General features: G+C 47.3%; 12 protein-coding genes and 1 pseudogene. 7 read left to right on the top strand and 6 right to left on the bottom strand.

Annotated elements, in window-relative coordinates; genetic code table 11:
• Nucleotides 1-89: 89 nt before the first annotated feature.
• The 4 genes from HU143_RS20515 (at nucleotide 90) to HU143_RS20500 (ending at nucleotide 4594) form a co-directional block, all read left to right on the top strand.
• Nucleotides 90-2519, top strand: a complete 2430-nt coding sequence (locus tag HU143_RS20515) for a DMSO/selenate family reductase complex A subunit (protein ID WP_051129303.1) — start codon at nucleotides 90-92, stop codon at nucleotides 2517-2519.
• A 13-nt stretch (nucleotides 2520-2532) separates the two neighbouring features.
• A complete protein-coding gene (locus HU143_RS20510) occupies nucleotides 2533-3159 on the top strand; it encodes a DMSO/selenate family reductase complex B subunit (RefSeq protein ID WP_023227455.1) in 627 nt (208 codons plus the stop codon).
• Nucleotides 3152-3925: a dimethyl sulfoxide reductase anchor subunit family protein gene (locus tag HU143_RS20505; RefSeq protein WP_000544925.1), complete on the top strand. Its 774-nt coding sequence runs from the start codon at nucleotides 3152-3154 to the stop codon at nucleotides 3923-3925. Before HU143_RS20510 ends, HU143_RS20505 begins: the two co-directional genes overlap by 8 nt.
• 75 nt (nucleotides 3926-4000) lie before the next feature.
• Nucleotides 4001-4594 carry a TorD/DmsD family molecular chaperone gene (locus HU143_RS20500; RefSeq protein ID WP_001584224.1) on the top strand — a complete coding sequence of 198 codons (594 nt, stop codon included), beginning with the start codon at nucleotides 4001-4003 and terminating at the stop codon, nucleotides 4592-4594.
• Nucleotides 4595-4677: 83 nt separating this feature from the next.
• Here the strand turns inward: HU143_RS20500 and HU143_RS20495 are convergent, their stop codons facing one another.
• On the bottom strand, nucleotides 4678-6078 hold the full coding sequence (locus HU143_RS20495; RefSeq protein WP_023227456.1) for a DUF7594 domain-containing protein: 1401 nt from the start codon (nucleotides 6076-6078) through the stop codon (nucleotides 4678-4680).
• 303 nt (nucleotides 6079-6381) lie between these two features.
• Here HU143_RS20495 and HU143_RS20490 point away from each other — a divergent pair, with 303 nt between their 5' ends.
• Nucleotides 6382-7287, top strand: a complete 906-nt coding sequence (locus HU143_RS20490; protein ID WP_001268200.1) for an SdiA-regulated domain-containing protein — start codon at nucleotides 6382-6384, stop codon at nucleotides 7285-7287.
• Nucleotides 7288-7577: 290 nt separating this feature from the next.
• On the opposite strand, the gene HU143_RS20485 is transcribed toward HU143_RS20490, so the two are convergent.
• From HU143_RS20485 to HU143_RS20465, 5 genes are all read right to left on the bottom strand, one after another.
• Nucleotides 7578-7922, bottom strand: a complete 345-nt coding sequence (locus HU143_RS20485) for an Ig-like domain-containing protein (protein ID WP_175400180.1) — start codon at nucleotides 7920-7922, stop codon at nucleotides 7578-7580.
• A gap of 7 nt (nucleotides 7923-7929) precedes the next feature.
• Nucleotides 7930-8145 (bottom strand): hypothetical protein, encoded by a 216-nt coding sequence (locus HU143_RS20480; protein WP_031622584.1) that lies wholly within the window; start codon nucleotides 8143-8145, stop codon nucleotides 7930-7932.
• A gap of 22 nt (nucleotides 8146-8167) precedes the next feature.
• Nucleotides 8168-8455, bottom strand: coding sequence for a transcriptional regulator RtsB (rtsB, locus tag HU143_RS20475; protein WP_001269916.1), 288 nt, complete (start codon nucleotides 8453-8455; stop codon nucleotides 8168-8170).
• The gene (locus HU143_RS20470) at nucleotides 8452-9327 is read right to left on the bottom strand and encodes an AraC family transcriptional regulator (protein WP_023227605.1); all 876 of its coding nucleotides are present in this window, start codon (nucleotides 9325-9327) and stop codon (nucleotides 8452-8454) included. The genes rtsB and HU143_RS20470 overlap by 4 nt, the downstream gene beginning before the upstream one ends.
• 265 nt (nucleotides 9328-9592) lie before the next feature.
• Nucleotides 9593-9814 carry a hypothetical protein gene (locus tag HU143_RS20465; RefSeq protein WP_031622583.1) on the bottom strand — a complete coding sequence of 74 codons (222 nt, stop codon included), beginning with the start codon at nucleotides 9812-9814 and terminating at the stop codon, nucleotides 9593-9595.
• Between the two features lie 116 nt (nucleotides 9815-9930).
• On the opposite strand from HU143_RS20465, the pseudogene HU143_RS20460 reads away from it, so the two are divergent.
• Nucleotides 9931-10814: pseudogene (locus HU143_RS20460) on the top strand (IS3 family transposase).
• A gap of 337 nt (nucleotides 10815-11151) precedes the next feature.
• Nucleotides 11152-12153, top strand: coding sequence for a DUF1202 family protein (locus HU143_RS20455; RefSeq protein ID WP_023227604.1), 1002 nt, complete (start codon nucleotides 11152-11154; stop codon nucleotides 12151-12153).
• The last annotated feature ends 57 nt before the right edge of the window (nucleotides 12154-12210 follow it).

Raw genomic sequence — 12210 nt, 5'->3', positions numbered from 1 at the left:
ACAATCAATCAGCGCTAATATTTAATCTATTATGATTAGTTTTCATTACATATTATTAATAATTATGGAAGCAATGTGAGAAATAAAAAATGGAAATAAAAAAATGGCTGAACACAACCATAACCCGACGTGATGCTATTGTCGCTACTGCAAAAGTAGGGGCGGCGGTGACGCTAAGCCAGGCGATTACGCTGCCTTTTGCTACCACTGCCCAGGCGCAGGATACCCCGATACCGAAGGATGCCAACGGCGAAACCGTCAGGCACAGCGCCTGTCTGGTCAACTGTGGCAGTCGATGCCCGCTTAAGGTTATCGTGAAAAATGATCGCATTGTGCGTATTGAGCCGGAAGACGCGAAAGATGACGCGGTATTCGGCGAGCATCAGATTCGTCCCTGCCTGCGCGGGCGTTCCAGTCGCTGGCGGGTCTATAGCCCGGATCGCATTAAGTATCCGATGAAAAGAGTGGGAAAACGCGGCGAAGGAAAATTTAAACGTATTTCATGGGATGAGGCCACGGCCTTTATTGCGGCGGAATTAACGCGTGTTAGCGAACAATATGGCCGGGAAGCTATTTATTATAATTATCAATCCGGGGCATATTATCATACGCAGGGATCGCCCGCCTGGAAGCGATTGTTAAATCTCACCGGCGGCTATTTAAATTACCATAATACCTACTCGACCGCGCAAATCGCGACGGCAACGCCCTATATGCATGGTACCTATGTCGGTAGCCATTTTACGCAGATCGCGCATTCCGATCTGGTGGTGCTATTTGGCCTGAATCTCTCAGAAACGCGGATGTCCGGCGGCGGTCAGGTTGAAGAGCTGCGCCGGGCGCTGGAAACCTCGAAAGCCCGAGTCATTATTATCGATCCGCGCTATACCGATTCGGTGATTACCGAACACGCCGAATGGCTACCGATTCGCCCAACCACGGACGCTGCGTTAGTCGCCGGCATAGCGCATACGCTGATTACCGAACAGCTTCTCGACGAGGCGCTGGTAAACCGCTATTGCGTCGGCTATGACCGTAGCACCTTGCCGGACACGGCTGCGCCTAACGCCAGCTATAAAGATTATGTTCTTGGCACGGGCGATGACGGTATCGCGAAAACCCCGGAATGGGCGGCGGATATCACCGGAATTCCGGCAACGCGTATTCGCCAACTGGCGCGCGAAATCGCCTCGGCGCGCGCCTGCTATATTTGCCAGGGCTGGGGGCCGCAGCGTCATGCCAACGGCGAACAAACCGTGCGTGCTATTCAGACGCTGCCAGCGTTAACCGGCCACTTCGGGCGGCCCGGCACCAACAATGGCAACTGGCCTTACGGTACGCCGTATGGCGTGCCATTGTTGCCCGTCGGTAAGAATCCGATCACAACCTCTATTCCTTGCTATCTGTGGACGGACGCCATTCAGCACCCGGAGAAAATGACCGCGACGACAATGGGCGTGAAAGGCGCGGACAGGCTAAAAACCGGGATTAAGCTGTTTTTCAACCAGGCCGGTAATACCTTGCTGAATCAGCACGGCGAAACGAACCGCACCCGTCAAATTCTCGCGGATGAATCGCTGTGTGAAACCATTATCGTGATTGAAAACCATATGACGCCCAGCGCGATGTATGCGGATCTGCTGTTGCCGGAGACCAGCTATCTTGAGGCGGAAGACCTGGTGGACAGCTCCTATGCGGCGGGATCGCATAACTATATGATTGCGATTCAGAAAACCGTTAAACCGATGTGGGAAGTGCGCAGCACGTATGACATCTGCGCGGATATCGCCGGGCATCTTGGACTGCGCGAGCAATATACCGAGGGCCGAACTCAGGCGCAGTGGGCGGAGATGCACTATCAGCAGATCCGTGAAAAACGTCCATACCTGCCGGAGTGGAGCGTGGCGAAAGAGATGGGCGTGATTGACCAGCGTATCGCTACCGAGCAGCAGAGCCTTGCGTTTGCCGATTTCCGCGCCGACGCCGAGGCTAATCCACTCTCCACGCCGTCGGGCAAAATTGAAATTTACTCCCAGGCGCTGGCGGATCTGGCGCAAACGTGGACGTTGCCAGAAGGCGAGCGAATTCCCGCATTGCCGGAATTTTGTCCGGCGAAAGAGTCGCACCTTAACAAAGCGCTGACGGCGAAGTATCCGTTGCAGTTAAGCGGCTTCCATACCAAAGGGCATACCCACTCGACCTACAGCAATGTGCTGATGCCGCATGAGGCGGTGCCGGATGAAGTCTGGATTAACCCGATTGACGCCAGCGCCCGCCAACTGAAGTCCGGCGATCGGGTGCATGTATTCAATGACCGCGGCGTGGTGGAGCTTCCCTGTAAAGTGACCCAGCGCATTTTACCCGGCGTGGCGGCGATGCCGCAGGGCGCGTGGACGCAGCTTGACGGCAACGGCGTTGATGTCGGCGGCTGTATCAATACGCTGACCAGCCACCATCCTTCGCCGCTGGCGAAAGGCAATCCGCAGCATACCAATCTGGTTGAAATTAAACGCGCTTAAGGAGTGATGTACGATGAAACAGTATGGCTTTTATGTTGACTCTTCGCGCTGTTCAGGCTGTAAAACCTGCCAGGTAAGCTGCAAGGATAATAAAGATCTGGATGTCGGTCCGAAACTGCGCCGCGTCTATGAATATGGCGGCGGAAGCTGGGTGAAAGAGGGGGAAAGCTGGCATCACGACACCTTTACCTACTACCTCTCTATTGCTTGTAACCATTGCGATGAGCCGGTATGTGTCTCCGGCTGTCCGACCGGGGCGATGCATAAACGCAAAGAAGATGGTCTGGTCGTGGTGGATGACAACGTATGCGTCGGCTGTCGTTATTGTGAAATGCGCTGCCCCTACGGCGCGCCGCAGTTTGATACGCAGGCGAACGTGATGCGTAAGTGCGACGGTTGTCTTGACCGACTGGAGAACAATCTGCGCCCTATTTGTGTGGATTCTTGCCCGCAGCGAGCGCTGGATTTCGGCCCTGTCGATAAATTACGGGCAAAATATGGCACGGAGAATCAAATCGCGCCGCTGCCTTCGGCGTCGTTCACCCATCCTAACCTCATTATTAAACCGCATCCGAAAGCGAGACCCACGGGCGATACGGAAGGCGCAATCATGAACATTCGGGAGGTGCGCCATGCATGAGTTACCGCTGGTCTTTTTTACGGTCTTTACCCAGAGCGCGGTCGGCGCGTTTATTCTGCTGCTGATTGGCGGCGCAATGGGGCTGGTCGCGCCGCGGCGCAAGGCTATTGGTCTGTTCTCGGTGATGTGCCTGTTTGGGCTTGGCGTCATTGTCGGCACCTTCCACGTCGGGCAACCGCTGCGTGCGCTGAATATGCTGCTGCGCGTCGGACATTCGCCGATGAGTAACGAGATTGTCCTGTCGGCGGCTTTTGCGGCGCTCGGCGGGCTGGGGGCGCTCGGTTTGTTGCTGAACCGGGCGACGCCGCTGTGTAACGCGTTGGTCTGGTTGGCGGCGATAGTCGGAGTAGTCTTCTTATACGCCGTTCCGCAGATTTACCAACTGCCGACGGTGGCGACCTGGCGTTCATCTTACACCACGGCAATGATGATATTGACGCCGTTGATTGGCGGCGGCGCGTTGGCGGCATTGTTTGGCGTGCGCCGTCTGGGGCTACTGGTCAGCGTATTGGCGATTTTTGTGAGCTTTTGTCTGCGCCCGGGCTATATGGCGACGCTGATGAGCGCCGATAGCGCTCTGACCGCTGCGCAACATAGCTGGTTTACCGCCCAGGCGATATTGCTGGCGGCGGGCGTGGTCGGGGTGGTGGTCTGCGCACGCCTGAAATCGAGCGCTGCGGTGCTGGCCATGACGGCAGTGGTGGTTATCGCGGCGGAGTTGGCGGGTAGGATTGCGTTTTACAATCTGTGGACGCTGCCAATGTAGTTTTTTGCCCGGCTTGTGCCATGTAAGCCTGATAAGCGTAGCGTCATCAGGCGAGATATTTCAGGAGCTATTGCTATGCCTTCCCGTGCTGTTTTGCCGCGTATCCTCGGCGCACTGTTTTACTACTCCCCTGAGAGGCCGGAGGTGAAAGCGTTGTTCGATTGTTTGCCAACGTTGCCTGAGCTTTACCCCTGGCGCGATCGCGGACATATTGAATCACTGTGTGCGTCATGGTCGCTACCGGATGATGATGCGCTTACATGGCAATTTTCTGTGTTGTTTGAAGGCCAGGGAAAGATGCCCGTCCCACCCTGGGGATCGGTCTATCTGGAAAAAGATAATTTGTTGATGGGGGAAACTACCGCCGATTATCGAGCTTTTTTACAGTCGCAGGGAATGGTATTCACTGACCGTGAACGCGAGCCGGAAGATCAGTTTGGCCTGATGCTATTAGCCTGTAGCGATCTGCTGGCACGAGGCGACAACGTGGCGGCCAACCGGTTACTGGAGGCGCATCTGCTGCCCTGGGGATTCCGCTATCTGGAATTGCTGCAACGCAATACCGTTAGCGCCTTCTATGCCCGGCTTGCCGTCGTAGCGACCTGTTATCTGCAGGATGTTCAGCAGCAACAGGGACTACAGCCTGAGAATAAACGGTTGTTTTTCTGAGGTATTGGTCGGGTTTTGATGGCGTGCCGTAATACTTGTGCCGCCATCGTGCCCGCTGTTGCGTCAGCGGGCACAGTTTACTATTACAGCTCCGGCGTCTTTTTGAAACCGGTCAGCATCAGCACCAGGCTCTGTTTTGAGTCCGCTGGCGTGAAGTCGTAGTGATTTCCCTGACGGTCGCCGCCGATATACCAGGATATTTCCGTTTTCCCTTCCGCCAGCGCTTTGCGCACCGCTTTATCGACATCAACCATGCGATACTCATGTGAATGGTCCAGATATAACACGGCATCGGAACGGTAGTTGATCGCCGGTTTATTGTTCCAGGACACGGTACTGACGTGCCAGTCACTGCTGGTCGGGTAAAAGAAAATTTGATCGGCGCCGTTCGTTTCCGTTTTGCCGCCAAAAAGGCGAATACGGTATTTGAATAGCGAAGCGTCCATATTGGCAGGCAGGGGCGGGATCTTAAATTTCACTAGCGTGAGCGTTTCCGGGTGCTGCGTGCGTCCGCCATTTGTCCAGTCATCCTGTACGTACAAGGTATCGACGCTGGCATGAGGCTTGTCGTCTTCGCTGCTTACCCAGGTATTTTCTTCCGCTTTACTGTAGGCGTAAGGAACCGTAGTGCCGCAATCCAGTCCCTGATTCATACACAGATCCGTCATAAACTGCGCGCCATCTTCCGTCCAGCCATTCATAAAATCGGCATGGGCGGTATAAAGACTTCCCCAGCGCTCTTCCCGGGTTTCGCCATGCATTACCGGGTCCATCGACAATTCCACTTTGGACGTATCCAGCGAGGAGATCTGCGGGAGTACCCAGGCGATGTTCATATTCACCGTTGGGATTTTGACCGGATAGTCTGCGGAACATTTCCCGTGGTCGGCATAGATAGCGTTATTGTGGCTATGGGTTGGTTTCAGGTTGACGCCATCCCAACAGTTGGGGAAAGCGATCCCGATATTAAACTGGACGGCATCGCCCGCTTTACGCAGGCCGCATATTTCGCCTACCTTGTTGGTGTAACCTTTGCCGTTGGCACATAAAAAGGTGATTGCGGTACTGGGGCCAGTACCGTGATGGTCGCCGGCCAGTAACTCCAGCCCGGCCGGGAATGGATGGAGCGGATATTGCGCTACATTTGTGGATTGATAATAGGTCTTTTGGTAGGCCGGATTTACGATTTCACCATCAGGTAATTTCATGGACGGCGCCCAGTAAGCGGAGCTGTCGGCTTTATTATCACAGGTGGTATCGGGTTGCGCGCGCAACGTCTGGTAGGTAGAGACCGCGTCGGTGTGGGTGTTGCCAAAAAAGTCATGCCACATCGCCTGATTCGCTTTACCAAACATCATAATCGCGTCATCGCCCAGCGTGTGGTGATAGCCGCACACGACATGCGCCTGAGGACCGGCATGGGCCGGGAATGCGCCAGCGGCAACGAGCGTAGCCAGGCTGACGGTAATAAGGTTGAGTTTCATTTTTTTGCTGCCCGGTTGAATAGAAGTGGAAGCAGCAATAGCAGATCAGATTGCGGTGTTACATCTCATTAATTATCACTTTTTGTCATTCGTCCTGCATACAGAGAAGAATTTGCAGACTTACTATTTAAATAATTAGCCGAAACTACCCTCCTCTTGATTATGTCAATTTACAAAAAGGGGACGTTAGTGATTAAAATCGGGCTTTTTGTGATAACCCTCACTATTTCATTTTGCCTATGCTAATGGCGCTCGCCATAACCGAATAACGATTCTATCGGACATCGGCTTTATTTTTAAGAAATGCGTTACGACATCAGTCGTGACGCGATCTGCTATGGATTTTTTATGAGATTACTAAAACGCGTTATTGTGGTTGTACTCTTGGGCGTGATTTTATTTATGGTCAGGGACGATATACGCTATGTTTATCAACTGATCCTCAAATATGGTGATAAACCCTCGGCGCTGGCACTGAGTAGCTATAAAGCGGTTATTCAGCAAAAACCAGTCGCAGGAGTTAAGAGTAACCTTTCAGGTTTGACCTACTCCGCCGAAGACAGGATGCTTTTCGCCGTTATTAATAATCCCCCTGAACTGGTCTGGTTAACGACAGAAGGGCAGCTGGTAGGGCGGATGCCGCTGCAGGGCATCCACGACCCGGAGTCTATTGCATGGAGTGGGGGCAACCAGTTCCAGATAGGCAGTGAGAAAGATGGCGCGGTCTATAAAACACAGGTGGATATTCAGCGCGGCACCATGCAGATAATCTCCATGGTGAAGCTTGAGGGCTATGACAAAGCAAAAAATAAAGGGCTGGAAGGTACGGCATGGGATGCGAAAAATGAGAGATTATATGCCGCAAAAGAAAGAAAACCCATAATGATCAAAGAAGTAGAGATGAGCAAAAATGGTATCACCAGAGCGTTGCCTTCTGCCATCACTGCAAGTGTGAGCGATGTCTCCGGACTTGAATATCATGCCCCAACGGATTCGCTGCTGGTGTTGTCGGACGAGTCAAAAATGATTCTGGAAGTCAGTTCCGAGTGGCGGGTGCGCGATCGATTGTTCCTGACGGCGGAGTGGTCAGGGCTCAGAGACGATATACCCCAACCAGAAGGGATTGCCATGGATAATGAAAATAATTTGTATATTGTGAGTGAACCAAATCTGTTTTATAAATTTTCGTGTGATATACAGAATGACTAAAATCTATTTTTACTGTCACAGTATGCTAAAACAGAACAAGGTTGTTAATACCATGATTTGACGATTGCTTGATTCGTTGATTCATTGTTGGGGATATTTATGTTTTACTTACCTCAGTAACGGATTACTTTGTGGTGTAGCGTAACGGTAATTGTCCTCCTCATATTTGCGGCAGCGTAGTCTGCCGCTTTTTTTTTTATAAATTAACTCTCTTCTGTAATAATTAACAGACAATAAATATTATTCTGTTTTTTTCAGCAGGCCTCCGAAGAGACCTCGCATGGTGATGTTTAGTTATCAGGCATAATCATTTCATCTACGCCGGAACTCTTGTTGACCGGATTTTCCGTGGGCGATGTACCTGTAAATGTTACACTGCCGGCGGCGCTATTACCGGCGGGATCGGTGGCCGTTATGGTGTACTGATTCTCCCCCGACAGAATAGCGGATTGCGGAACAGAAACATGCCAGTTACCGGTATCGTTATCGACACTGGCGGTATAGTCCGTATCGTTGACCGTGACCTTCACCTGAATATCCTGATGCGCCTCCACGACTCCCTTAAGGCTGACGGTGTTATCCAGACTGTTAACAGTCGATCCCAACGTTGGTTCGGCGGACGGTTGTGTATCAATAGTCAGCTTAATTGTTGCGTGAGCTTCTAAGCGACCCGATAAAGGTCGGTGTATTGATGTTAGTGATATTATCGCCTCCGGCGCCAATATCACTATTATTCTTCATGGAACGTACTGGCGGTGTAGAGTCTATCGTCAGCCAGCCGATAGACAGCGAAGAATTACCCATAGCGTTTGCGGAACGATCTCTGAAGATGATATCCAGAATTGCCTTGCCTACCACTCTAGCAACATTTTAGAAAAAATTACGTAATATCGACTGATATGTAAAACTCATTCAGCATCAAATGGATTAATTCAACATCAGTAGTAATATCCATTTTTTTATAGGCTGATCTCTTTTGTGTTGAAATCGTTTTTATATTTCGATCTAATAAATTTGAGCAACTTTTAACAGATAATCCTGCTGCCACGTAATAAATTACTTTTTTCTCGCTCAATGTTAGATCGAATTTTTTAGCGAGCAACAGAATCCCATCTCTTATATTAATATGTTTTGCTTTGTTCTTATACTGCATTGTCAGATATCTCAATTAACATATTGATGACGAGAGGAAGATAAAAACGCTAAAAATTCCGATGGTGTAGTTTTGAAATGTTTTTTAAAAACGCATGTAAAATAAGAAGCACTATCATAACCACACATATAAGCCACTCGAGTAATATTATATTCACTATTGCGTAGAAGTTTTGTCGCTTTATTCATTCGCGCATTAAGGTAAACTTCGCTGAATGAGGTGTTCTCTTGTTTCAATTTCCTTTTTAATGTGGAACAACTCATATAGAGTGAGTCAGAAATATCCTTGAGCGCCCATTTTCGACTTATGTCGCTTATAATAATATTATAGATGTTTTCGGCTAATGTATTTTGCGATAGTTCTCTGAAGAGAGCAAATGCTTCAGGTTCATAGATGAACTCTGAAAGTAAAAATCTTATTAAATATTCCTTTTTATCTTGGGATAATTTCTGGCTTTTATTTGAAGAGTGTAAGAGGTTGAATACTCTTGCTACGCCTGCTTCTATTGGCGCTAACAGATGTTTTGTCGCCGGCTTTGTTAATGGGGCCGAAAAGTCTGCATGTTCATACAGAAAAAAATTATAAGCGTTTTTTATTGACGCTGAATCTAATTCAATTAAATTATAATTTAACTGTTCATGAGTCTCTTCCATAGTGATATGAATGGTTTGATCTTTAGCTAAAAATATTAACATTGGCCCTGATGCCGTAATATACTCCCCGGACGATGTCGTAATTGAAATTTTACCCGTGGTGAGCTTGATGAGTACGGACTGCAGTAAATTTAATCCCTGAAGTGATAAGGATTTCCTCTGCCAGTTTTGCGCTGATTGTAAACATTCAATGCTCCCCACCTGGACAGGTGAGGGATTAAACACCTTTAGCATGATAATTTCCTTTTATTAAATGTGCGTGTAAATCAAAAATTATTCTGAAAAATATTTCAAAAGAAAACTAATATATAGCTATATAATTATTTGCGAACTTAAGGTATCAGGTGGCGATCTTTTCATTTTCTATGGAAAATGCTATTTTATATTGCATTTCTACCTATTATAGTATCGTTAAAAAACTATGTCGCGTATAAAAAAAAGATGGAAATTTACAAGAATTGGCTCATGTTATTATCAAATTATCTCTTTAAAATTTGAATTAAGTAATAATTGCCTTTAATCTTTTAGAGAATAGCTCTTTAATTTCATGGAGGTAGTTAGCATGAGGTATAAGATCTGATGTTAATTTGTGATAAGGTTTATCCTGGATGTAAATATTAACGCTCTCGGCCAGGAAAGGCATACAACGCGGGAAATATATACTGCGGCGGGTAGACGGTGTAGCGATATCCGGAAGTTTGAGGGGAGGGGAAGCATTCAATCGTATGGTTGGCTTTATGAAAAACGGTGTAACACGTTATTGAGGATCTTTGATCTTACCCAGCAATAGTGGTCACGTGACTAAGTGAGTAAACTCTCAAGCAAGAGGTGACTCATATGAAAAAACCAGCATCAACCACCAAAAAGCCACGCAAGCAGCACAGCCTGAATTTCGTCAGGAAGCCCTGAAACTGGCTGAACGCATTGGGGTGGCCGCTACCGTCCGCGAGCTTAACCTGTATGAATCACAACTCTATAACTGACGAAGCAAACAGCAAAATCAGCTCTCTTCTTCTGACCGCGAACAGGCGATGCCCGCAGAGATCGCCCATCTAAAACGTCCACTGGCAGAAGGGGATGAGGAACTGGCCATTCTCCAGAAGGCCGCGGCATACTTCGCGAAGCGCCTGAAATGAAGTATGTCTTCATCGAAAAACATCAGGCTGAATTCAGTATCAAAGCCATGTGCCGTGTACTTCAGGTTGCCCGTAGTGGCTGGTACGTCTGGCATCAGCGTCGTCATCAGATAAACCAGCGTCAGCAGTTCCGCCTTGTCTGTGATAACGTCGTCCGGGAGGCATTCAGTGACGCAAACAGCGCTATGGTGCGCCACGCCTGACGGATGTATAACATAAAAACCGTGGCGGCCAGCCTGCGATGCGTTACAGATGGTGCAATGGCGGCGTAAACGACTGGGAAAAGTCAGCGTGCATACAGACAGAGGTGGTCAGTACTATTCAACGGATTAGCAGAGCTTACTGAAACGACATAATCTGCGGGGGAGTATGAGCGCCAGAGGCTGTTGTTATGACAATGCCTGTGCAGAAAGCTTCTTTCACACGCTGAAGGTGGAATGTATCCACGGAGAGGACTTTGCCAGCTGGGAAATAATGCGGACAGCAGTGTTTAATGATATCGAGTGTGATTACAATCAATGGCGTCGTCACAGTGCCTGTGGCAGTCTCAGTCCGGAACAATTTGAAAACCAGAACCTTGCTTAGGGTTGTGTCCATATTACGCGGGTAGGATCAGTCCATTTCTGTAGTCTGCCTGTTGTTCTTCATTGTCAGTTGAAGTAACAGCTTTATCTCCGGCTACAGTAAGGATGATTGAAAAAATCATTTTAATGGCTTCAGCCAGCCCATTAAAAAATTACTTTCCAACTATCTGATTTATTAGAGGTATTGTCTTTCATTAAGATAGCGAGTCCTGGTGGTTTAAAAATAAAGACACAGTATTATAATGAAAATAACACATCATTAAATATTGAATTTGCTAACTCGTTGTGTGATGCTGAAATGATTTTATTGCATATTATTAATTTCTGGGATGAATGTTATGAATGGAAAATTTTTGTGTGGTTTATTGGTTTCGCTATTAATTAGCGGATGCGGTGACGATAACACCCCTACAGAGAAAGTCTTGAAAGAACAATTTAGTAATCAATTTCATGGGCGTCTTATCCTTGATTCAATTGATATCAAGGAAACATCGGTTGATGGAAATAAGAGAACATATGCTGCTGATGGCTTACTTTCTACTGGCTACGATCTGTATACGCCAGTTGCCTCGTTAACTGATTATATTGTTGTTCAAAAATCGTGGGATAAAGGCAAAGATATTAAATTCTCAGCAACTTTGAACAGTCTTGGTAATAAAGATACTGGATGGAAAACAATATTTTCTTCATTACAAATGTCAGAAACACCAAAAGGCAATCCAATTCCTAATGTTGAAACTGACGGTAAATATATCATCATGGATGGAGTAGGTTTTGATGATAAAATAAATGCAATTAAAGATGAATATGCCAAGAAGAAATCAAAACTAAACGAATTAAATAATGATATCGCAAAAGTTAAAACTAATATATTAGTTATTAATAAAGAAATCGATGAGTATTGGGGGAAAGGGGAAGATGGAAAAACACAAAGCCGTTATTTTTTTCAGCGTGATTTGAATAAAGAGCTGGAACTCTTTAATAAAGAAAATGCTCCTTATTATTTTGAGAAGAAGTACAATACTGAAGTTTTCGACCCAGCAATGAAGGCTCGCCGGGAAAAATTAAAGAATTACAGGTTGAGTGATTTTGATGACATAAGGGCGGAGAAACGTGCTGTATTAGAAAAACATAAAGAAGAATACTCCGTAAAATATAATGAAATTAATGAGAAGATAAAAGCGAAAATGAAGGTGCTCGATGATGGTTTACAAGAGTTGATAGCAAAGAAACGTGGTCTCATACAGCAGCAATCAACCATCTCAGACGAGATTCACAATCTTGATTATCAATATAAAAATTGGGTAAATTTTATGGAAGAGCTAAATAAAAGAAAATAACTGACTATTATTATGAGTGATAAAAAAGAGACTGAAATCTGGTCTCTTTTTTTGAGC

This window comes from Salmonella sp. SJTUF14076 (assembly GCF_015534835.1).
GTDB classification, from domain to species: Bacteria; Pseudomonadota; Gammaproteobacteria; order Enterobacterales; family Enterobacteriaceae; genus Salmonella; species Salmonella enterica.
Note: the sequence above shows the minus strand (reverse complement) of the source record. Positions and strands in the feature narration are given on the sequence as shown.